Source organism: Pseudomonas sp. DW-iso3, assembly GCF_058725305.1.
This window is the reverse complement of the sequence record NZ_JBZXDZ010000006.1, coordinates 131,776-153,709: the sequence shown is the minus strand read 5'-3', so window position 1 is coordinate 153,709 and position 21,934 is coordinate 131,776. Positions and strand designations below refer to the sequence as shown.

Here is a 21,934-nt window from a genome sequence, read left to right as displayed (position 1 = left end):
CATGAGAACGCCCCATGCCCTCTTTGCCCTGGCACGCCATCGACACTGTCCTGCTGGACATGGACGGCACCCTGCTCGACCTGCATTACGACAACCACTTCTGGATGGAACACCTGCCCCAGCGATACGCCGAACTGCACGGGGTAAGCCGGGCGATGGCCGAGATGGAGCTGCAGCCGCTGTTCGAGCGTAACGCCGGACAGTTGCAATGGTATTGCCTGGATTTCTGGAGCGCAGAACTGAAGATCCCGGTGCGCGAACTCAAACTGGAAACCGCCCACCTCATCGCCCTGCGCCCGGATGCCGACACCTTCCTGGCGGCAATCAAACAGGCCGGCAAGCGTGTGATTCTGATCACCAACGCTCATCGTGATTCGCTGTCATTGAAGTTGGAACGCATTGAACTGGCGCCGCATTTCGAACGGTTGATCAGCTCCCACGATTACGGTTTCGCCAAGGAACACCCGCAGTTCTGGGACGCCCTGCAAGCCGACCTCCGCTTCGACCCGGCCCGCACCCTGTTTATCGACGATACCCTGCCCATCCTGCGCAGTGCCCAGGCATTTGGCGTGGGGCATTTGCTGGCGGTGAAAGAACCGGATAGCAAGAAGGGGCCTAAAGACACCGCAGAATTCGCGGCAGTCGGGGATTACAGAGAACTCATCGCCGGACTCTGAACGCCAAGTGGGAGAAGATCTCTGTGGGAGCCGGGCTTGCCCGCGATGCAGGCACCGCGGTGTTTAGCTCAAACCGAGGCGATGCTATCGCGGGCAAGCCCGGCTCCCACACAAACCCGCGCCCACATTGACGCCTTCGTATTACTTGGGAATACGCAGCGTCTGGCCTGGATAGATCTTGTCCGGATGGGACAAAAGCGGCTTGTTCGCCTCAAAAATCTTGTTATACAGATTAGCGTTACCGTACACCGAGAGAGAAATAGCGCTCAGCGTGTCACCCTTTTTCACGACGACAAAAGTCGCAGCCTCGACAGCCGGCCCCGTTACAGTGATCTGATCATCCACACTGGCCACACCGGCAATATTGCCCAGCGCCAGCAAAATCTTCTCTTTCTCCTCCTGAGTGGCGACTTCACCGGTCACGGTCACCTTGTCGCCATCCACTGTGGTCTGCACGTTCGGATTACCCAGACCCACCTTGGACACGTGATCTTTCAACTGCTCACTGGCGTTCGCATTACCCGGCGTCAACAGGTCGACAATCTTTTCGCCGGCTTCCTTGATAAAGCTGAAAATACTCATAGTGCGCTCTCCTTGGTTTTTGATTTCCAGATGCCCAAGACTAGACCAGTCCTGTGGATTTGGGTTCCGACCCGGCCAAAGATCCAAACGCGCTAGAATCCCCCCGCCATTGGAATAAGACCTGGAGCGAAGATGGACATCAAACAGCTGAAATTCCTCATCGCCCTCGACGATACCCGTCACTTCGGCCAGGCGGCGGCGCGTTGCCACATTACCCAACCGACCCTGTCGATGCGCTTGCGTAACCTTGAGGAGGAGCTTGATCTGCCACTGGTCAATCGCGGCCAGCGCTTCGAAGGCTTTACCGCACCCGGTGAGCGGGTGCTGGCGTGGGCACGCACAGTGCTGGCGGCGTATGACGGCCTGCAGGCCGAAGCCGCGGCTTGTCGCGGCAACCTGGTGGGGACGTTGCGCCTGGGCGTGGTGCCGCTGTCGAGTTTCGATCCCTTGGCATTAATGCAGCAGTTGCATAAAGAACACCCAAGCCTGCGCTTTGAGCTCTCGGCGCTCAGCTCGGAGCAGATCCTTGAACAACTGGCGAGTAACCGGCTGGACCTGGGCGTGTCTTACCTGGAACGGCTGGATAACGAACGCTTCGACTCACTGGCCTTGGGCGAAACCCGCATGGGCCTGCTCTACGACCAGCGCTTCTTCTCTTTCGGCGACACGCCGTTGAGCTGGGAAGCGTTGATCAAGCTGCCGCTGGGCATGCTCACCAGTGGCATGCACTTTCGCCAGTCCATCGATCACAACTTCCACAGCCGTGGGCTCATCCCGCAACCGTTGTTACAGACCGATGCCGTCCATCAGTTGCTACAAGCGGTACACGGCGGACTGTGTTGCGCGGTAATGCCGCTGGATGGGGGCCTGGATGCACTCACCGAGCACTTGCGCCTGCAACCGATCGAAGACGCCCATACCCTCGCGCGCCTGGGGCTGATCATGCGTCGCAGCGCCCCGCGCTCAGCACTGGCGGAGGCGTGTTTCGCGCTGTATCAGAAATCGCTAACTCAATCTTGATCGACGTCATCTATCGGTAGATCAATACTGGCAATTAGACGCGACGCTTTGTCGCGCCTAGTCTAACCACTGATCAATCCGCCGGTGGTACTGCCCCATGAACGCCAAGCGTCCTGTCTGCGCGGCGCCCGCTCTCGAAACGCCAGCGCCCGTCGCCAGCCACAGCTACCAGTATTGCAATCTCGAACACACTGAATCTGCCAGCACAGCCTTGGCGGAAGAAGTGGCGTTGGCGATCGCCTACAACGACATCAGCCAAGCGGTGATGTTGGTGACGCCGACGGACTTGGAAGACTTCATTGTTGGCTTCAGCATCGGTAGCGGTATTATCGCCGACGTTAGCGACATTTATGACCTGAAACTCAGCGGCTCGGGCTCTGCCCAATATGCTCAGGTGCAAATCTCCAGCCGCGCCTTCTGGAACCTCAAGCAGCAGCGCCGCCAGTTAGCCGGCACCAGTGGCTGTGGCTTGTGCGGCGTGGAAGCCGTTGAGCAGGCCCTGCCAGACCTTCAGGTATTGCCCGGTGCGCCCTTGCCGCCCGCCGAGTGGCTCGATGGCCTGCGCCAACGCATCAGTGCCTTTCAACCCCTGGGCCAATACAGCGGCGCTGTGCATGCGGCGCTGTTCATGAACGGCCAGGGCGAATTGCTGATGGGCCGCGAAGACATCGGCCGACACAACGCGCTGGACAAGTTGATCGGCGCGTTGATCCGCCAAAAAATTCCGACCGAAGGCGGCCTGGCGATTGTGACAAGTCGTTGCAGCCTGGAGTTGATCCAGAAAGTCCTGCGCGCTGGCATCCAGACGCTGGTCAGCCTGTCGTCGCCCACCGGCCTGGCCCTGCAATGGGCCCGCCGGCATAACCTCAATCTCATCCACCTGCCGCAGAAAAGTGCGCCGCGGGTCTACAGCCCTGCGATGGAGAACCAGCCATGAGCCAGCACCACCAAGCCGACCAAACCCCGACCCCGCGCTACAAGCCCTACAAGGGCCCGGCCGGCGGCTGGGGCGCACTGATCAGCGTGGCGCAGGCCTGGCTGACCAGCGACAACGCGCTGAAAAACCTGCGCATGATGCTCAAGACCAACCAGAACGGCGGCTTTGACTGCCCGGGCTGCGCCTGGGGTGACTCGCCGGAAAGCGGCATGGTCAAGTTCTGCGAAAACGGCGCCAAGGCGGTCAACTGGGAAGCCACCAAACGCCGCGTGGATGGTGCATTCTTCGCCAAGCACAGCGTCACCGCCTTGCTGGAGCAGAGCGACTACTGGCTGGAATATCAGGGCCGCCTGACCGAGCCGATGCGCTACGACGCCGAAACCGACCGCTACAAGCCCATCAGTTGGGAGGCAGCCTTCGACCTGGTCGGCAAACATCTCAACGCCCTGCCCAGCCCGGACATGGCCGAGTTCTACACATCGGGCCGTGCCAGCAACGAAGCAGCGTACTTGTACCAGCTGTTCGTGCGCGCCTACGGCACCAACAACTTCCCGGACTGCTCGAACATGTGCCACGAAGCCAGCGGCGTTGCCCTGGCGCAAAGCGTGGGCGTCGGCAAAGGCACCGTGACCTTTGATGACTTCGAACACGCCGATGCGATTTTCGTCTGGGGCCAGAACCCCGGCACCAACCACCCGCGCATGCTCGAACCGTTGCGTGAAGCGGTCAAGCGTGGCGCCCAGGTGGTGTGCATCAACCCGCTGAAAGAGCGCGGCCTGGAGCGCTTCCAGCACCCGCAACACCCGCTGGAAATGCTCACCAACGGCGACAAACCGACCAACACCGCCTACTTCCGCCCGGCGCTGGGTGGCGACATGGCGATCCTGCGCGGCATGGCCAAGTTCCTGCTGCTGTGGGAACGCCAGGCCCAGGCCGAAGGCAAAGAGGCCGTGTTCGATCACGACTTCCTCAACGAACACACCACCAACGTGCTGGATTACCTGGGCAAGATCGACGACACCTCTTGGGAAGAAATCGTCGAGCAGTCCGGTTTGACCCTGGTCGAGATCGAGCAAGCGGCGCGCATGTACGCCAAAGGCAAGAACGTGATCATGTGCTGGGCGATGGGCATCACCCAGCACCGCCACTCGGTGCCGACCATCCAGGAAATCGCCAACCTGATGCTGCTGCGCGGCAACATCGGCCGCCCAGGCGCCGGCTTGTGCCCAGTGCGTGGCCACAGCAACGTACAGGGCGACCGCACCATGGGCATCAACGAACGTCCGCCCGTAGCGTTTCTTGACGCCCTGGAGCGCCGCTTCCAGTTCCAGGTGCCACGTGTCAACGGCCACAACGTGGTCGAAGCGATTCACGCCATGCTCGAAGGCCGCGCTAAAGTATTTATCGGCCTGGGCGGCAACTTCGCCCAAGCCACGCCGGACAGCCCGCGCACCTTCGAAGCACTGCGCAATTGCGACCTGACGGTGCAGATCAGCACCAAACTCAACCGCAGCCACCTGATGCACGGCAAAGACGCGCTGATCCTGCCGTGCCTGGGCCGTACCGACATCGACATCCAGGCCGAAGGCCCGCAAGCGGTGACGGTGGAAGACTCGTTCAGCATGGTCCACGGTTCCAACGGCCAGTTGCAGCCGCTGTCGAAGCTGATGAAATCCGAGCCGGCTATCCTGGCCGGTATCGCTGCCGCCACCCTGGGCACTAAGCCAGTGGATTGGAACTGGCTGGTGGCCGACTACAGCCGCATCCGCGACCTGATCGCCGACACCATCCCCGGCTTCAAGGATTTCAACGAGAAGATCAAGCATCCGGGCGGCTTCTACCTGGGCAACTCCGCCGGTGCACGCCGCTGGAACACGCCATCGGGTCGCGCCAGCTTCCGCCCGAACATCCTGCCCAAGGACTTGATCCACGAACGCACCCACGCGACGGGCAAGGTGCCGGACCTGATCATGCAATCGATGCGCTCCCACGATCAGTACAACACCACCATCTATGGCCTGGACGACCGCTACCGTGGGGTCAAGGGTCAGCGTGACGTGCTGTTCGTCAACGAAGCCGACATCATCCGCCTAGGTTTCAAGCCGGGGCAGAAGGCCGACATCGTGTCGCTGTGGGAAGACGGTCGCGAGCGCCGCGTGAAGGGCTTTACCTTGCTGGCGTTTGATATTCCGGCTGGGCAGGCTGCAGCCTACTACCCGGAAGTGAACCCGCTGGTGCCGCTGGAAAGCACGGGGGATGGCAGCCATACGCCGACGTCGAAGTTCGTGGCGATCCGCTTGGAAGCGGCGAGCGACAATGGGCTGATCATGGCGCGCTCTGCATAAATCTCCGGGCACAAAAAAGGCCGCTTTTGCATAAAAAGCGGCCTTTCCGAAGTAGTTAAAGACTCACTAAATCGACTTAAGTTCCCTAGCCAAAACAGTAACTTAGAGAATTGTGTACAACTCGTGTTACTGGTCGGATTTCTATTGTCACCTTCTCGATACAGCCTCAGGATCGCGCCGTCATCCTCTTGAGGTCTCCCCTAATGAAGTTCTCCTCGATTCTCTTGTTGTCCCTTGGCCTGGTCAGTGGCGCAGCCATGGCCGGTGGCACCACCGAAGCCGGTGTGGGCGGCGCATTGGGCGGGGTTCTAGGCTCGGTTGTCGGCCAGCAGATCGGCGGCAACACCGGCTCGACCATCGGCGCCGCCCTGGGCGGCGCAGGCGGCAGCGCGGTGGGTGCGGACAAACGCAGCCGTGGTGAAGCAGCCATTGGCGGCGCTCTGGGCGCGGCGGGCGGCAACGTGGTAGGCCGCAGTGTCGGCGGCAGCACCGGTGCACTGATCGGTTCAGCGGCCGGCGGTGGTGCAGGTGGCGCGCTGGGTAACTACATGGGCAACAAGAGCGATGACGATGATCGTCGTTCGCGTGGCCGTGATGGTCGTCGTTACGACCGTGATGACCATCCGGGCCGCGGCCATGCCTATGGTCATCGCAAGAACAAGCATCACTACCGTCACCGGTAAGGGCTGAGGGTGTAGGCGTTCGCGCCTACACCACTAACCGCTGCAACGCCTCGCGCAACATCCCCGGAATCGTCACCGGCTGGTTCGAACCCCGATCCACAAACACATGCACGAAGCGCCCCGCCGCACAGGCCTCGTCTTCGCCAGCCTTGAACACTGCCAATTCGTACTGCACTGAACTATTACCCAGTTTGCCCACCCGCAAGCCGATTTCAATGCGTTCGGGAAAGGCGATCGACGCGAAATAATCACACGCCGAACTCACCACGAATCCCACCACCTCACCGTCATGAATATCCAGACCACCTTGCTCGATCAGGTAGGTATTCACCGCCGTGTCGAAGAAACTGTAGTAGGTCACGTTGTTCACATGACCATACACATCGTTGTCGTGCCAGCGCGTAATGATCGGCTGGAAGTGCAGGTAATCGGCGCGTTGAGGCACTGAGTCGGGCATCGGTTCATCTCGCTAAAGTGAGTTACAGGTCATTCAAATGGGCCTGGGCCCACTCGCGCACCTCGGCATACGGATAATCTTCCAGCGCAGCAAAACCCGGAATGCCTCGCGCCTTCAACTTGGTAAACAACGGCACACTGATGCCGCCGAGGAAACGTGTCAGGCGTTCCGCCCCAGGCAAATGGCCGGTGTGTTCATGATGCCTGTGGATAAAATCACCGCACAGCCCCATGAAGTTTTTATCCACAAGCGCTGGCAAACCGGGTGGTGGCGCAAGGTGCGCAACATGGCCGTGGCACACCGAGCAATGCCCACAACGTTGGGGCGCGTTTTCATCGCCAAAATACTGTGCCAGGCGTTGGCCCAGGCAGCGTTCGGTGGCGAACAGATCCAGCATGGCGTGAATCCGCGCGACTTCGCCCACCTCATGCTGCTTGAAGCCTGTGTATAACTGTTTGCTCAATACATCAGCGTCAAAATCGGCATCAAGCAGACTGTAAACCTCAGTCATCTGCTTGCTCTCAAGCTCGATCAGGCCTTGCTCCTGGAAGTAATCCAGCGCCTTCACCACTCGACCGCGCTCGGCATTGTGCTGTTGATAAAGCGCGTCGAAATCCACCGTCGCCCAGGTTTTCGCCCGCTTGCACACGTCGATGATCGCCGCGACAAACTGCTGCCGCTCACCGGAGAAGCGCGCGAGCAAAGCCTCAGGTTCAACCAAGTACTTGAAGCGGTACTCGGCATAAAAAGCGTAGCGCGGCGCAATGACGCCCTTGAGTTCCAATTGCACCAGCAGCGTCTTCAACGGCAGCTCGCGGATGTTGCTGTGGTCCGACAGGGATCGGAGCAAAAACTCCCACTGCCCATCGGCCCGAGCAGCCTGCAACTCTTCCAGCACCCGCCGAATGCCCTCCTGCTCCGGCGTATCGCCATACACAAAGTTTTCCAGCACGTTGAGGCTGTCGCGGTTGGCCAGCACCAGGCAATCGGAAGGTTGCCCATCACGCCCCGCGCGGCCGATTTCCTGGCTGTAGTTCTCGATGGATTTGGGCAGGTCGAAGTGCAACACATTGCGGATGTCACTCTTGTCGATGCCCATGCCGAACGCGATGGTGGCGACGATGCAATGGGAGCGCCCACTCATGAAGCGCTGCTGGATACCCTCGCGTTTATCGTGAGGCAAACCCGCGTGATAGGCCTCGGCCTGGATGCCGTTGCGGTTCAGGTGCTCGGCAATCTGCTCGGCGGTTTTCTGCAACGTGACGTAGACGATGCTCGGCTGGCCGGCACGCTCGCTCATCCACTGCACCAGCCGACGACGCTTGTCCGCACCACTGACCGGCTCCACCAACAGGTTGAGATTGGGCCGGTAGAAGCCCGTGGTAACCACATCGCCCGGAGCAATGGCGAACTTAGCCTGCATGTCGGCAATCACCTTGGGCGTCGCTGTAGCCGTCAACAACAGCGCTTGTGGGATATTGAACTGACGCTGGTAGTCCGGCAGTTTCAAATAATCCGGACGGAAGTTGTGGCCCCACTCGGAAATACAGTGCGCCTCGTCCACCACCAACAGCGAGATCTGCACGCTTTGCAGGAAGTTACGAAATCGCTCGTTCTTCAAACGCTCCACGGAAATCATCAGGATCTTCAACTCGCCCGAACGCGCGCGGGCCATCACATCATTGGCGTCCTCGCGGCTTTGCGCCGAATCGATACTGCCCGCCGAGATACCGTGGCGCTGCAAGAAACCCAGTTGGTCCTGCATCAGCGCCAGCAGCGGCGACACCACCAGCGTCAGGTGCGGCAGCAACACCGCCGACAGCTGATAGCACAGGGACTTGCCTGACCCCGTAGGAAAAATGGCCGCAGCCGAACGGCCGGCCAGTACGGCGCTGACCGTTTCTTCCTGGCCCAGACGAAACTGTGAAAAACCGAAGACCTGCTGGAGGGTGTCGTGCATAAGCTGTCACTCCATTGACCGCTGAGTAGGCTCAAAAACATAGCCTGGGAATCTCAGCGAATCGAGAAAGGTCGCAAGGAAAAAAGAGACAGGATGATACACAGGGTGCAGCAATGGCCTTGGGCCAAATTCGACAAGTTCGACTGTGGCTGTAGGAACACCACAAACCAAATGTGGGAGGGGGCTTGCCCCCGATTGCGATGGATCAGACACACATATCTGACTGATCCAACGCTATCGGGAGCAACCCCCCTCCCACATTTCAGAACTGCACTACAGCTGAATCAGCGATTCTGCACCCGCTCAATCGCCGTGTCATACACCGGGTTGGCCTTCTGTTCCTTGGCCAACTGGTAGTGACGCAACGCATCCGGGAACTGCCCCGCCGCTTCGTAGATCCGCGCAATGTTGTAATAAGCACCTGCACGCACGGTGGCAGCATTGGCGCCGGTGGCGAGGGCGATAGCCTTGCGGTTAGCCCAGATCGACTCGGCAGTGTTGCCGGCTTTCTGATACGCCAGGCCGAGGTTGCCGTAGGCTTTGCCAAAGCCATTGTCCAGTTCGATGGCCTGGCGGAACAGGTCGATCGCCTCGTCCAACTTGCCCGCCTGGTAGGCCGCTTCACCCTGCAGGTTCAGGCGCTTCGCATCGGTTTGTACGGAAGAGCTGACGGTGACCGCGGTGACCGCCACGCTGTCATCCAGCAGCGGTTTGACTTCGTTCAGAACATTCGCGGCATTCACTGTCACGCCACTGAAGGTGTTGATGTCCTGGAAGTCGCCGCTGCCGGTCATGCGGAACACCGTCCACAGGTTGCCGCTGCGGTTTTTAGGCACGTAGTAGGTACGCACCAGCGATTGCCCCATGTACACGAACACCTTGGCTTCGCTGTCGGACAACTGGCGCGAGCCTGGGTTGCCGCCATTGCTGTAGTCGTGCACGGCATAGACGTAGCTTTCGCCGTAGTGTTTTTTCTGCAGGGTGATGGTTTCCGGTCCGTAGCTGTCGGTGTCATCCACATCCAACTCGGCGTCGGTACCCTTCTGGTTCTCGAAATAGATGTTATTGCCGGGGAAGATCATGTGGGAGTCGAGGTCACTCGGCGTCTTGCCCCACGTCAGCACCACACGCAGGCCGTCGAGGTTCTCCATCACCGGGCTGATAGCGTAGGTCATGCCTTTGCACGGGCATTTCACCACGAGGTTGGAATAGCCGGGCTTCTTGATGATCAGCAGGCTTGAGGCGTCGTCAGCGGCTTCGCTGTTCAGCGTGACCTGACCCTGGCCGTTGGTGCGGCCCACCACGTTCTGCGCGCCGTTACGTTGCAGCAACACTTCGGCGTCGGCAATTTTCTGGTCCTTGACCACCGCACTGAGTACTTCAATCGGCAATTGCTCGGCCTGGACCGAAAACGCCACCGCACACAATGACATCGCCGAGGCGACACGCAGCAAACCCATGCTTAACTCCCTTTAAGTAGTGGGCGGAATCGCCCTACAAGATTTTGCGGTGAAACATACGCTGAAATCAGGCGACTGGCAGACTTTTTGTACAGAATGTGACGTGGTTTTTATCCCGCCTGCCCACTGAAGCATTGCGCTACAATCAAGCCTTGCTAACCAGGAGTACGCTGCCATGAGCGAACCGACGTTTGAGCAAAAACAGGATCACTATCACAAGATCCGCCGTTCCAATTACCTGGCCAGCCTGCGCCTGGAAGGGTTCGACACCCAACCGGCCGACGTCGACAAACCCTTGCCGACCCGCGAAGCCGTTCTTGCCAAGTACCGCAACAGCCCACGCTGATGCTCGACAAATACGGGGTGGGCCAGGATCCGTACTGCTATTCCGGTAGCAGCGTCCTGCGCAACCGCCTCGATTTGCTCGACGAAGCCCGCTTGCATCAAGCCGAGCGGGAATTATCCGAAATTGCCGTAGGCAACCTCCCTCTCTTCCCGCCACCTTACGACCTCGACCGTCTGCAACATATCCACCGCACCCTGTTCGGCGACCTCTACGACTGGGCCGGCGAACTGCGCAGCGTCAACATCCAGAAGGGCGACACGCTGTTCTGCACCCCGGAACGCATCCCACCGGAAGCGGCGAAGGTCATCCGGCGCATGCAAGACGCGCACTGGTATGTCGGTGTGAGTCAGGCTGAGCTGGTAACGCGCATTGCCGAAGCCTACGGCGACCTCAACGTCATCCACCCCTTCCGCGAAGGCAACGGCCGGGCGCAGCGGATCTTGTTCGAGCAGATCATCGTGAATGCAGGGTTTTCGGTGAATTGGTGGCTGGTGAAACACGCCGCGTGGATACCGGCGAATATTGACGCGGTGGGGTGTGATTATCGGGGCTTGGAGGCGATTTTTGAGCGGTGTATCAGCAGGCCTGCCAGCGCCTGATCGAACCACGAACGATTAAACCATCTGTTTATTGCCCGAGCGCACAGTCCGCCGCCCACCAACGCATCCGCGCTGCCACTGACTTACTGGAAACCTTCTCCTGCCTGACCTTCGAACACTCGGACCTCAAAGACATCTCCCACATCACCAACGATGACGCGGTAAGCCAAAAGAAACGCGACGTCATTGACGTTTTTCGCGAGCAAGCTCGCGCCTAAAACTGACCCGCTTGCCTGTTAAATCACTGCCAAGCCACAAACGCCGGAAACGCCTGTAGGAAACCTCCAAAAAAAGCGACATCCCCTTCCCAAACTGCTCCAAACGCCCGCTTGCCCCTCTACAGAAGTTACCCGTAGCTGAATGAAAATAGCGCGGTTTCAACTTTCTCGGCAGAAACCTGTGAACATCGAAAGGACTCAACACATCGGCCCGGCAAGCTTCGTAGATATCACGCTGGAGACATCATCATCGATCTGGATGCCAGTGTGAGAGGAGGCATAGGGCCTCGGCGGTCAACACTCTCAATGCATGTCTACTCGGACGAGTCTTAGTGACATGGCCCTTTACCTTCAATCCGCTTCCTTTCTCATTATCTATTTGGTGCTGCACCACCAAATCACAGACCCAATACTCAGAAAGCACTTCGCAGTCACATGTCTTACAACAGGCCTTATTTTGACGTTCCTACTACCCTATGTAGCGGTGATCCTCAGAATGCCCCTCCTGCCTGTCTTTGTATTCCTGATAGGCTTGGCTCTCTTCATCACTCGAAACAAATACCGACGCCAACGCAACCAGCCCCTTCATCCACTCCTGCGCGCACCCACCATGAACCTCGCCCCCAACTTCCCCGAAGACTCCGTCATGCAACAACTCCTGCAGCTGCTGCACGAAGAAATCGGCCTGCCGAAACACAAGACGATCCGCCTGCAAACCTCAATCAACTTCGACCTCGGCTGCGACGGCAGTGAGGCCAAGCAACTGATGGATGCACTGGAGCAGGAATTTGCGCTCGACCTGGGCGACTTCGACACTTATCGTTACTTCAACCCGCCGGGGTTCGACGTGTTTCTCAAGCGTCGCGCCAAGGGGCGCGGCGAAAAAGTGCCGCTGACCATCGGCATGCTCTACCTGGCCATCCAGACCCACAGATGGGACACGCAGACGCTGGAAAACCTGAGCTGAAACACAAGGACCTTACATGGACGTCACGATGGGCCTGCTGGCCGCCCTGCTCTGGGGCGGCACCGATTTTCTCGTGGGTCTCAATGCCCGAGCCGTGGGCGTTAAACGCGCGGTGTATTTCGGCCAAGCCCTGGGTTTCCTGATCATGACCCTGTTACTGGTCATTCTCCCAAGCCTCCTGTTCAAATCCCTGGAAGCTGCGCTGAGCGTCTGGCTCCTGGGCATCGCCGCCGCCCTGCTCACTGTCTCCGGCGCCCTGGCGCTGTCCAAGGCCTTCGCCCTCGGCAAAGCAGCCATTGTCGCGCCGCTCGTGACGTCCTACGGCGTGGTGACTACCTTGCTGTCCTGGGCCAGCGGTGAGGACATCAGCCTGACGCAACTGGGTTGCATCGCCTTGTGCGTGATCGGCGTGATCCTCTCCAGCCTGCACAAGGACAACGGTGTTCCCCACAACAACCCACGCCTGTCCATCGCCTACGCCATGCTCGCCGCTTTGCTGTATGGCACCAGCTTCTGGCTGCAAGGCCGCTACACCCTGCCAGCGCTTGGGCCGATCACCATGCTCTGGCTCGGCTACCTGGTGGGGCTGTGCGTGCTGGTGATGATGGTGCTGAAGATCAAAGACGGCCTGAAAATTCCACCGCTGAAAAACTGCGCGACGCTGACCGGGGCGAGCTTGATGAACCTGGGTGGGTTCTCGGCGTTTTCGTGGGGAGCGATGGCAGGTTCGGTGTCGGTGGTGACGGTGATCAGTACATTGTCGGGCGGGATCGCGGCGATTCTGGGGTTTGTGTTTTTCAAGGAGCGGTTGTCGCCGGTGCAGGTCTTGGGCGTTGTGCTGGTGCTGGTCGGCGCGGTGGTTTTGCATATCGTCGACTAAGTGTTCGCGCACAAAAAAGCCGCCTCAAGAGGCGGCTTTTTCACAACGCTCGAATCTTACAACTTAGGACCCGCAGCCTTGATCGCATCGCTCACTTCAAACTTCTTGAAGTTTTCGATGAACAGACCCGCCAGCGCCTTCGCCGCTTCGTCATACGCAGCCTTGTCAGCCCAGGTATTACGTGGGTTCAACAGGCTGGTCTCAACGCCTGGCACAGCCAGTGGCACGTCGAGGTTGATGGTGTCGAGGTGTTCGGTTTGTGCACCGATCAACGCACCGCTCTGGATCGCTGCGATGACGCCGCGAGTAGTCGGGATGTTGAAGCGCTTGCCGACGCCGTAGCCGCCGCCGGTCCAGCCGGTGTTGACCAGGTAGACCTTGGAGCCGAAGCCACGGATGCGCTTGATCAGCAGTTCAGCGTATTCGCCAGCCGGGCGCGGGAAGAACGGTGCGCCGAAGCAGGTGGAGAAGGTCGACTTGATGCCGCCGCCGGAACCCATTTCGGTCGACCCCACCAGTGCGGTGTAGCCGGAGAGGAAATGGTAGGCCGCTTGTTCTTCGCTGAGGATGGACACAGGTGGCAATACGCCGGTCAGGTCGCAGGTCAGGAAGATCACTGCGTTTGGCTCGCCGCCCAGGTTCTTCTCGGAACGCTTGGCAACGTGCTCCAGCGGGTAGGCGGCACGGCTGTTCTGCGTCAGGCTGACGTTGGTGTAGTCGGCGTGCTTGGCATCGTCGATCACCACGTTTTCCAGCACGGCGCCGTGCTTGATGGCTTTCCAGATGACGGGCTCGTTCTTCTCGGACAGGTCGATGCACTTGGCATAGCAACCGCCTTCGATGTTGAACACCACGCCTTCGCCCCAGCCGTGTTCGTCGTCACCGATCAGGTAACGGCTTTCGTCGGCGGACAGGGTGGTTTTACCGGTGCCCGACAGACCGAAGAACAGGGTCACGTCGCCTGCTTCGCCAATGTTGGCAGCGCAGTGCATCGGCAGCACGTCGGAAGCCGGCAGCAGGAAGTTCTGCACCGAGAACATGGCTTTTTTCATTTCACCGGCGTAACGCATGCCGGCGATCAGCACTTTCTTCTGGGCGAAGTTGAGGATCACGCAACCGTCGGAGTTGGTGCCGTCACGCTCAGGCACGCACTCGAAGTTGGCCACGTTAAGCACTTGCCACTCTTCACGACCGGCCGGGTTGTACTGGGCCGGATTGATGAACAGGCAACGACCGAACAGGTTCTGCCAGGCAGTCTGGGTGGTCATTTTCACAGCCAGGTAGTGGTCTTCGGAAGCCCCTACGTGAACGTGGGAAACGAAGTGCTCTTGCGCGTTGTTGAACGCCTCGACGCGAGCCCACAGGGCATCGAACTTGTCGGCCGGGAACTTGCGGTTGATCGGGCCCCAGGCGATAGCGTCCTGGGTAGTAGGCTCTTCAACGATGAAACGGTCGACCGGCGAACGGCCAGTACGGTGACCGGTTTCGACGACCAGCGCGCCAGTATCGGCGAGCACGCCTTCACCACGCTGCAGGGCTTCTTTAACCAGATCGTCAACACTCAGATCGGTGTATACGGCGTTGTTGGCTTGCGTCATGAGGTTCCCCGTCGGCCTATGGCCGAGTGCTCCAAACGTTTTGTAGTAGAAAGTTGCGCACTACTACCGCGAAAAAAGTGGGCCGGATTATGCCAGAAAAGCCCAAAAAGAGTAGGGCCCTCCCGTCAGAACTGCGCTAATCCGGCGTTTGTCAGGTGATTTACCTGTGCTTAAACGTTTTAGTGGCGGGTGTCGGAAGGGGTGTCGATGCCTGCACCGGCGAACAATTGGGCGACGTCGGCGGCATCGAACAGGTAGCGCTGGTTGCAGAACTGGCAGTCAATCTCGATATGCCCGCCGTGCTCCACTACCAAATCCTGCGCATCTTCCAGGCCCAGGCTGACCAAGGCGTTGGCCGAGCGCTCGCGCGAGCAGCTGCAATGGAAACGCAGGCCCTGTTCGTCGAACAGCCGCACGGCCTCTTCGTGGTACAGGCGATGGAGAATGGTTTCGTTATCCAGGCCCAGCAGTTCTTCAGCTTTCAGGGTGTCGGCCAGTGCGATGATGTGGCGCCAGCTTTCAGCACGATCATCGTCGTCCTTGATGCGGTCAGCCGGCAACTGCTGCAGCAACAGGCCACGGGCACGCTTGCCGTCAGCGTTAAGCCAGAACTTGGTGCCGACTTGCTGGGACATTACGAAATAGTTGGTGAAGCAATCCGACAGGGTTTCGCCGTCCAGGTCGACGATGCCTTGATAGCGCTGGCCCTCGGTCGGATCGACGGTGATGGCCAACACGCCGTTGGCCATCAGGTCAGACAAGGTGGCGTCCGGGGCAATCTGGTCGGCTTCGTAACGGGCCAAACCACGGATTTCACGCTCGCTTGAGCATTCGATCATCAGCATCGGCACCGGACCCTCGGAACGCGCCTGCAGGATCAGCAACCCATCGAATTTCATGGTGCCCACCAGCAGCGCCGCCGCCGCCATCAGCTCACCGAGCAATTGCGCGACCGGCTCCGGATAGGGGTGCTTGGCGAGGACTTCGGCGTAGCTGCGCTCCAGCGAGACCAGTTCGCCGCGGGCGTCGTTCTCGTCGAAGATGAAGCGTTGGGTGAAGTCGGTATCCGGTAGATCAGTCATAGGTCTGGGTATCTGAATTGATGACAAATTGATTACAAGGTTTATAGAATTAAACGCTTTAGCACCATTTTGGTGCGATTTTCTAGAGCCGTGGGGGACAGTTTATGAACAATCCGGGTTTGTTCCAAGCCAAGTGGAACCTCGGGCGATGGGCCTTTTGCAATCTACTCGCTATCGGACTGCTGTGTTTTTGGCTGTGGCCCACGGGGCAGATGCTGTGTGTGCTTTTCGACGAGTGGCTGTTTCATCTGCTCAATGACCCGCTGGCAAGCAACTCGACCTGGCTGCACGTATGGGCTGTCGCCAGTTTGCGACCGTTCGACGCGGTGGTTGGAGTGATTCTGCTGTCGCTGTTGATTCGCGGCGACTGGGTATTCAAGGCCGTGCAGGTGCGCCAGGCACTGCTAGGTTTTATTGGCATTCTGCTGCTCTTGCTGTTTATCCGCATGCTGTTTTCCAAATTCGCTGCGCATATGGGCTGGCAACACAGTAGCCCGTCAATGGTGATCAGCGGAGCGATCCAGATGAGCGACTTCTTCCCGGGGCTGGAGAAAACCTGGGAGTTGAAGGACCGTTCGAGCCAGAGTTTTCCAGGCGATCACGCTTCGGTGCTGTTGATCTGGGGGATGTTCATGACGGTGTTCGCCAAGCGCATCGGCCAGGTGCTGGTGATCTGGGGCCTGGCACTGTTGTTCATGATGCCGCGCCTGGTGGCGGGCGCGCATTGGGGCCAGGATGACTACATTGGCGGTGTATTGCTGGCGCTGTTGGCGTTGGGGTGGGGGTACTACACGCCGTTTGCGGCGAAGGTATCGAGTGGGTTGTTGCGGGTGACGGCGCCGGTGTTTGGGCTGCTTCAACACCTGCCGCTGATTGGTCGATTGAGTGTGGTTCGCCCAGCATGATGGCCAAGGGTGAGGGAGCTTGCTCCCTCACTGTCGCAGTCAGTCATCATTGCCACTGCCGCGAAACTTGAACAGATCACGACGCTGCTTCTTGCTCGGCTTGCCATCCGTGGTCATGCCTGTGGCGCCCGCCTTGCGCATTGCCGCCGCATTTTCACGCTTGGCAATGCTGGCTTCGGTCTCGGTGTACAACGCCTGCGCTTCAGGCGCGCCACGGCGCACGATGGAAAGCGCCTGAACCACGACTGTCTTTTCATCAAACCCGACACGAATCTGGAATTCATCGCCGATGCGCGGTTCCTTGCCTGGCTTGCAGCGCTCGCCGCGATGGTGCACCTTGCCACTCTCGATAGCAGCTTTGGCCAGGGCGCGGGTTTTATAGAACCGTGCCGCCCATAACCACTTGTCCAATCGGACCTTTTCTTCCTCTTCCTGCTTTTGAGCCACTTGAATTCCTCGCTCTGAAAAATGTCGCAACTTTACCGTTGAAACCCTTCGACGCATAAACCCCAAGGCTCACCTAAGATACGCCAGGTACACCCTGTTTTCGCGAGGATACGCCGTGACCGACTTTCCCATTTCACTCACCTCGCCCGACCAGCGGTGCGTGGGCTGCCAGCAAAGCGAGCCCTTGGGCTTTGATTTCGCTTTCGCTTACCAGCCTATCGTAGACCTTCGGGATCATTCTATTTTCGCCCACGAAGCCTTGGTGCGGGGTACGCAAGGTGAAGGCGCGTTGTCGGTACTTGAACAGGTCAATGAACACAACCGTTACCGCTTCGACCAGCGTTGCCGTACACAGGCCATTGCCGGGGCTGCTGCATTGGGGATGCAAACCCGCTTATCCATCAACTTCATGCCCAATGCCGTATATCGGCCTGAGCTCTGTATTCGCAGCACCCTGGAAGCGGCGCAGGCACATAACTTTCCGCTGGACCGCTTGATTTTCGAGACTCTGGAACACGAGCACATAGATAACTATCGCCATTTGACGAATATTCTGCGTGAATACCGCGAATTCGGCTTCATGACCGCCATCGACGATTTCGGCGCGGGCTATTCGGGGCTGAATCTGCTGGCCGATTTCCAACCTGACTTGATCAAACTCGACATGGCGCTGATCCGCGATGTCGACCAGGACCGTGTCCGCCAGGTGATCGTCCAGGGGATTGTCACAATCTGTGAGCAGTTGGGGGTTACTGTCATCGCCGAAGGCATCGAAAGTGCCGGCGAGCGCGACTTCCTGTTCGATTGCGGAATATTTCTGATGCAGGGCTACTGGTTCGCCAGGCCCGCATTCAAAGCGTTGGCCGAGGTTTCTCCTCAGGCCTGGGCGAATTAACCGGTTACCCATATTGAAGACATTTGACCATTTGACCGTTGTGGGTCTGCGTGAGTGGGTGGCACTTCCCGACTTGGGAGTGGCAGGCCTGCGCGCGAAGATCGACACCGGCGCCAGCACCTCAAGCCTGCACGCTACCGATATCGAGCCGTTTGAGCGCGACGGTGAAAAGTGGGTGCGTTTTACCGCGCACCTGGGCAGCGTTGTGCAACTGCGTCACCGCCGCTGCGAAGCACCCTTGGTGACGATGAAAACCATCAAAAGCTCCAACGGCCACGCCCAGGTGCGTTATGTCATCAGCACCACGCTGGCGCTGGGTGACCGGGTGTGGCGGGTGGAGTTCACCCTGGCCTGCCGCAAAGCCATGCGTTACCGGCTGTTGCTGGGCTCCAAAGCCTTGATTGACGGCCAACTGGTGGTCAACCCCGGCATCAAGTACGTTCAAGACAAGCCGGTGTTCCCGGTCTCTACTCTTTCTGTCCCAGGTGCTGCATGAAGATTGCTGTGCTGTCGCGAAACCCGCGTCTGTATTCCACCCGCCGCCTGGTTGAGGCCGGCACCGAACGTGGCCACGAAATGGTGGTGATCGACACGTTGCGTGCCTATATGAACATTGCCAGCCACAAGCCGCAGATCCACTACCGGGGCAAGCCGCTGGAGGGGTTTGATGCCGTGATCCCTCGCATTGGTGCCTCAGTAACGTTTTATGGCTGCGCGGTCTTGCGTCAGTTTGAAATGATGGGGGTGTTTCCCCTTAATGAATCGGTCGCCATAGCCCGTTCACGGGACAAGTTGCGTTCGCTACAGTTGTTGTCGCGCCGAGGTATCGGCCTGCCGGTGACTGGCTTTGCCCACTCCCCCGATGACATCCCCGACCTGATCGACATGGTCAACGGAGCCCCCCTGGTGATCAAGGTGCTGGAAGGCACCCAGGGTATCGGCGTGGTGCTCTGTGAAACCGCGACGGCGGCCGAATCCGTGATCGAGGCGTTCATGGGTCTCAAGCAGAACATCATGGTTCAGGAGTACATCAAGGAAGCCGGCGGTGCGGATATCCGCTGCTTTGTGGTGGGCGACAAGGTGATTGCGGCGATGAAACGCCAGGCCAAGCCGGGGGAGTTCCGCTCCAACCTGCACCGTGGCGGCAGCGCCAGCCTGATCAAGATCACCCCGGAAGAACGCATGACCGCGCTGCGGGCAGCCAAGGTGATGGGGTTGAGCGTGGCAGGCGTGGATATCCTGCGCTCCAATCACGGGCCATTGGTGATGGAGGTGAATTCGTCACCGGGCTTGGAAGGCATTGAAACCACCACCGGCAAGGACGTGGCAGGGATCATCATTCAGCATCTGGAGAAGAATGGCGGGCCGAATATGACCAGGACCAAGGGCAAGGGCTGATAAGAAACGGCGTTTGAAACAACGCAAAACCAATGTGGAAGCGGGGTTGCTCGCGAAGGCGTAGTGTCAGTCAGACCACCTGTGACTGATACACCGCTTTCGCGAACAACCCCGCTCCCACCTATGGCCTGCGTTGTTGCTTAGACCGCGTCTCGGGGTAGCATCAGGCCAAGCGGCAAGCGTACCCGCGCTTCCAGGCCACCCTCTTCTCGATTGCGCAGCTCAACATTGCCGCCATGCATCGATGCAATCCGCCGCACAATCGCCAGCCCCAATCCGGTTCCCTTGCCACCTCGTGCACGGTCGCCGCGGGTGAAGGGGTTGAAGATACCTTCCAACTCGTCCGGGTCGATGCCTGCGCCCCGGTCCATCACGCTCAGCACCACATAAGGTGCAGCACTGTCGCCGGACACATACGCCGCCACTTCTACATCGGAACCGGCGTGATGCAAGGCGTTGCCGATCAGGTTGTTCAACAGGCGCTTCATCGATACCCGACGCAAGGCAAACGGCTGGATCGGCTCCAGGCGCATGCGCACCTGCTCACCATTCTGGTTGTAGGGCGCGACCACCTCACGCACCAAGTCCGTCAGGTCGACTTCTTCCACCACTTCATCACGGCCATCCCGGATAAACGCCAGGAACTGGTCGAGAATCGCATCCATGTCCTCGATGTCGCGGACCATGTCATCGGTGAGGTCCGTATGGTTGCCCATCAACTCCAGAGACAAGCGCAGTCGCGTCAACGGTGTGCGCAAGTCATGGGACACCCCCGCCAGCATCAACTCGCGCTCGCGCCCGGCCTGTTCGACGTCTTCCGCCATCTGGTTGAACGCGCCGTACACCTCGGTCATCTCGCTGGGCGTGTCGCTGACCGGCAAGCGCACGCTGCGCCCCTGGCCCAATTGACGGGCGGCGAACACAAGGCGTTTAAGCGGCTGGTTGAGCTGGCGCACGAAAATCCACGCCGACGCCGTTGACAGCAAGCCGATCGCCAGGAACCAACCCAACACGTTCCAAATCTTCTGCCCCCGAAGCGGATGCGGGTACAGCGGCACTTTCAGCCAGTCCTCGCCCAGGCTTGGCGCACGCACCCACAATGCCGGCGACACATGCATGCGCAGCCGTACCTCGGTGTCTTCACCCAGTTCGGCCTGCATCTGGCGTTGGTAGATTTCACTGTAGGGCCAATGCTGCTCGCCCTCCGGCACTCCCGCACCGGCGACACGTACCAGGGTCGCGGCCTTGGCGATCTTCTCGCGGTTCTCAGGGTCTGCCGCCCAATAGGCGCGCAGCGTCAGGGCGACACCGTGGCTGTATTGTCGATCCACCAGCACGTCCTCGTTCATCAACAGATAAACCAGTGTGAGTGCCTTGGAAAACAGAACGACGATCAGCACCAGCCAGAGGGTGCGGGAGAAGAAACTTTGGGGGAACCACAGCGGGGTTTTCATAGAAGACTGCTAGATACCTTGCAGAAACGAGCGGCGCTCGCAGAATTGCAGACGCCGGGCATCCCGTCGACCCTCATGGAGTCAAACGCCAGGATGCCCGTCCCTGCAAATCACCGGTCAACTGGTTTTATTGCCGTCCGGAACAAACACATAACCGACGCCCCACACCGTCTGGATATACCGCGGCTTGGACGGGTCCGGCTCGATCATCCGACGCAGACGGGAGATCTGTACGTCGATGGACCGCTCCAGCGCATCCCATTCCCGGCCACGGGCGAGGTTCATCAGCTTGTCGCGAGTCAGCGGCTGGCGAGCGTTCATCACCAGGGCCTTGAGCACGGCGAATTCGCCGGTGGTCAGCATGTGCACTTCATCGCCACGCTTTAGCTCACGGGTCGCCAGCGACAGTTCGTAGTCGCCAAAGGTGACGCTTTCGTCTTCGCTGCCTGGTGCGCCCGGTACCGGGGCTGCCTGGCGACGCAACACGGCCTTCACCCGCGCCATCAGCTCGTCAGGGTTGAAAGGCTTGGCCAGGTAGTCATCGGCGCCCAGTTCGAGGCCCTTGATGCGACTCAGCTCATCACCCTTGGCGGTGAGCATGATGATTGGAATCTGGTTGTTTGCGCCGCGCAGGCGTTTGCAGGCGGTCAGGCCGTCTTCGCCGGGCAGCATCAGGTCGAGTACGACCAGGTTGAAGACTTCACGCCCCAACAGGCGGTCCATCTGCTCGGTGTTCGGCACCGCACGGGCGCGATAGCCCTTGGAGTTGAAGAAACGCTCCAGCAGGCTGCTCAGCCCCGGATCGTCGTCAACGATGAGAATTTTTTCGCCTTCAGCAGTTTGTGCAGTGCTGCTCATTAGATGCTCCTCTTATCTCGGCGCGCATTATGGCCTAGCTGCCGTTATACGCACCGTGTGCATTGTTAGCAGATTTTTCCTCAACTGCCAGCGAACCCGCGCCCTACAACCGTTGGCGCAATCCCCCCCAAGGGCAGAACGCTGGTTATAATGCGGCGCCGTCGCG

23 protein-coding genes are annotated in these 21,934 nt (G+C 59.3%); 14 read left to right on the top strand and 9 right to left on the bottom strand.

The window, feature by feature from the left end:
• Window positions 1-14 precede the first annotated feature (14 nt).
• Window positions 15-677: a GMP/IMP nucleotidase gene (gene yrfG, locus AC4PS7_RS18670; RefSeq protein WP_010214058.1), complete on the top strand. Its 663-nt coding sequence runs from the start codon at window positions 15-17 to the stop codon at window positions 675-677.
• Window positions 678-818: 141 nt separating this feature from the next.
• Here the strand turns inward: yrfG and lysM are convergent, their stop codons facing one another.
• Window positions 819-1,259, bottom strand: coding sequence for a peptidoglycan-binding protein LysM (lysM, locus tag AC4PS7_RS18665; RefSeq protein ID WP_010214059.1), 441 nt, complete (start codon window positions 1,257-1,259; stop codon window positions 819-821).
• 132 nt (window positions 1,260-1,391) lie between these two features.
• On the opposite strand from lysM, the gene AC4PS7_RS18660 reads away from it, so the two are divergent.
• The 4 genes from AC4PS7_RS18660 (at window position 1,392) to AC4PS7_RS18645 (ending at window position 6,244) form a co-directional block, all read left to right on the top strand.
• Window positions 1,392-2,279 (top strand): LysR family transcriptional regulator, encoded by an 888-nt coding sequence (locus tag AC4PS7_RS18660; protein WP_042571314.1) that lies wholly within the window; start codon window positions 1,392-1,394, stop codon window positions 2,277-2,279.
• 97 nt (window positions 2,280-2,376) lie between these two features.
• Window positions 2,377-3,216, top strand: coding sequence for a formate dehydrogenase accessory sulfurtransferase FdhD (fdhD, locus tag AC4PS7_RS18655; protein ID WP_010214062.1), 840 nt, complete (start codon window positions 2,377-2,379; stop codon window positions 3,214-3,216).
• On the top strand, window positions 3,213-5,561 hold the full coding sequence (locus AC4PS7_RS18650) for an FdhF/YdeP family oxidoreductase (protein ID WP_021492346.1): 2,349 nt from the start codon (window positions 3,213-3,215) through the stop codon (window positions 5,559-5,561). The genes fdhD and AC4PS7_RS18650 overlap by 4 nt, the downstream gene beginning before the upstream one ends.
• A 203-nt stretch (window positions 5,562-5,764) precedes the next feature.
• On the top strand, window positions 5,765-6,244 hold the full coding sequence (locus AC4PS7_RS18645) for a glycine zipper domain-containing protein (RefSeq protein ID WP_010214066.1): 480 nt from the start codon (window positions 5,765-5,767) through the stop codon (window positions 6,242-6,244).
• A 25-nt stretch (window positions 6,245-6,269) separates the two neighbouring features.
• On the opposite strand, the gene AC4PS7_RS18640 is transcribed toward AC4PS7_RS18645, so the two are convergent.
• The 3 genes from AC4PS7_RS18640 to AC4PS7_RS18630 form a co-directional block, all read right to left on the bottom strand.
• Window positions 6,270-6,701 (bottom strand): acyl-CoA thioesterase, encoded by a 432-nt coding sequence (locus tag AC4PS7_RS18640; protein WP_010214067.1) that lies wholly within the window; start codon window positions 6,699-6,701, stop codon window positions 6,270-6,272.
• Window positions 6,702-6,723: 22 nt separating this feature from the next.
• A complete protein-coding gene (locus tag AC4PS7_RS18635; RefSeq protein WP_042571313.1) occupies window positions 6,724-8,661 on the bottom strand; it encodes a RecQ family ATP-dependent DNA helicase in 1,938 nt (645 codons plus the stop codon).
• 284 nt (window positions 8,662-8,945) lie between these two features.
• Entirely contained in the window at window positions 8,946-10,121 is a 1,176-nt protein-coding gene (locus tag AC4PS7_RS18630) for a tetratricopeptide repeat protein (protein WP_010214071.1), read from the bottom strand.
• A 175-nt stretch (window positions 10,122-10,296) separates the two neighbouring features.
• Here AC4PS7_RS18630 and AC4PS7_RS18625 point away from each other — a divergent pair, with 175 nt between their 5' ends.
• The 5 genes from AC4PS7_RS18625 (at window position 10,297) to AC4PS7_RS18605 (ending at window position 13,131) form a co-directional block, all read left to right on the top strand.
• Window positions 10,297-10,467 (top strand): YhfG family protein, encoded by a 171-nt coding sequence (locus tag AC4PS7_RS18625; protein ID WP_010214072.1) that lies wholly within the window; start codon window positions 10,297-10,299, stop codon window positions 10,465-10,467.
• Window positions 10,467-11,066, top strand: a complete 600-nt coding sequence (locus AC4PS7_RS18620; RefSeq protein WP_492179678.1) for a putative adenosine monophosphate-protein transferase Fic — start codon at window positions 10,467-10,469, stop codon at window positions 11,064-11,066. The genes AC4PS7_RS18625 and AC4PS7_RS18620 overlap by 1 nt, the downstream gene beginning before the upstream one ends.
• Entirely contained in the window at window positions 11,039-11,284 is a 246-nt protein-coding gene (locus tag AC4PS7_RS18615; protein ID WP_021492349.1) for a hypothetical protein, read from the top strand. Before AC4PS7_RS18620 ends, AC4PS7_RS18615 begins: the two co-directional genes overlap by 28 nt.
• Before the next feature lie 610 nt (window positions 11,285-11,894).
• On the top strand, window positions 11,895-12,251 hold the full coding sequence (locus AC4PS7_RS18610; protein ID WP_042571311.1) for a DUF1493 family protein: 357 nt from the start codon (window positions 11,895-11,897) through the stop codon (window positions 12,249-12,251).
• Window positions 12,252-12,267: 16 nt separating this feature from the next.
• The gene (locus AC4PS7_RS18605; RefSeq protein WP_240521376.1) at window positions 12,268-13,131 is read left to right on the top strand and encodes an EamA family transporter; all 864 of its coding nucleotides are present in this window, start codon (window positions 12,268-12,270) and stop codon (window positions 13,129-13,131) included.
• A 56-nt stretch (window positions 13,132-13,187) separates the two neighbouring features.
• On the opposite strand, the gene AC4PS7_RS18600 is transcribed toward AC4PS7_RS18605, so the two are convergent.
• A complete protein-coding gene (locus tag AC4PS7_RS18600; protein WP_042571310.1) occupies window positions 13,188-14,729 on the bottom strand; it encodes a phosphoenolpyruvate carboxykinase in 1,542 nt (513 codons plus the stop codon).
• A 179-nt stretch (window positions 14,730-14,908) separates the two neighbouring features.
• Window positions 14,909-15,811, bottom strand: a complete 903-nt coding sequence (gene hslO / locus AC4PS7_RS18595) for an Hsp33 family molecular chaperone HslO (protein WP_010214086.1) — start codon at window positions 15,809-15,811, stop codon at window positions 14,909-14,911.
• Between the two features lie 104 nt (window positions 15,812-15,915).
• On the opposite strand from hslO, the gene AC4PS7_RS18590 reads away from it, so the two are divergent.
• The gene (locus AC4PS7_RS18590) at window positions 15,916-16,716 is read left to right on the top strand and encodes a phosphatase PAP2 family protein (protein WP_010214087.1); all 801 of its coding nucleotides are present in this window, start codon (window positions 15,916-15,918) and stop codon (window positions 16,714-16,716) included.
• A gap of 39 nt (window positions 16,717-16,755) precedes the next feature.
• Here AC4PS7_RS18590 and AC4PS7_RS18585 read toward each other — a convergent pair whose 3' ends face one another.
• Window positions 16,756-17,163, bottom strand: coding sequence for an RNA-binding S4 domain-containing protein (locus AC4PS7_RS18585; protein WP_010214088.1), 408 nt, complete (start codon window positions 17,161-17,163; stop codon window positions 16,756-16,758).
• Window positions 17,164-17,278: 115 nt separating this feature from the next.
• On the opposite strand from AC4PS7_RS18585, the gene rimA reads away from it, so the two are divergent.
• The 3 genes from rimA to rimK are packed head-to-tail and all read left to right on the top strand — an operon-like array spanning window position 17,279 to window position 19,456.
• On the top strand, window positions 17,279-18,058 hold the full coding sequence (gene rimA / locus AC4PS7_RS18580) for a S6 modification regulatory phosphodiesterase RimA (protein ID WP_010214089.1): 780 nt from the start codon (window positions 17,279-17,281) through the stop codon (window positions 18,056-18,058).
• 13 nt (window positions 18,059-18,071) lie between these two features.
• Window positions 18,072-18,554 carry a retropepsin-like aspartic endopeptidase RimB gene (gene rimB / locus AC4PS7_RS18575; protein ID WP_016979043.1) on the top strand — a complete coding sequence of 161 codons (483 nt, stop codon included), beginning with the start codon at window positions 18,072-18,074 and terminating at the stop codon, window positions 18,552-18,554.
• Window positions 18,551-19,456, top strand: a complete 906-nt coding sequence (gene rimK, locus AC4PS7_RS18570) for a 30S ribosomal protein S6--L-glutamate ligase (protein ID WP_010214091.1) — start codon at window positions 18,551-18,553, stop codon at window positions 19,454-19,456. The genes rimB and rimK overlap by 4 nt, the downstream gene beginning before the upstream one ends.
• Before the next feature lie 140 nt (window positions 19,457-19,596).
• Here the strand turns inward: rimK and AC4PS7_RS18565 are convergent, their stop codons facing one another.
• Window positions 19,597-20,910 (bottom strand): ATP-binding protein, encoded by a 1,314-nt coding sequence (locus AC4PS7_RS18565; RefSeq protein ID WP_021491614.1) that lies wholly within the window; start codon window positions 20,908-20,910, stop codon window positions 19,597-19,599.
• 117 nt (window positions 20,911-21,027) lie between these two features.
• Complete coding sequence (ompR, locus tag AC4PS7_RS18560) at window positions 21,028-21,768, bottom strand: osmolarity response regulator transcription factor OmpR (protein WP_010214095.1); 741 nt, start codon at window positions 21,766-21,768, stop codon at window positions 21,028-21,030.
• Between the last annotated feature and the right edge of the window lie 166 nt (window positions 21,769-21,934).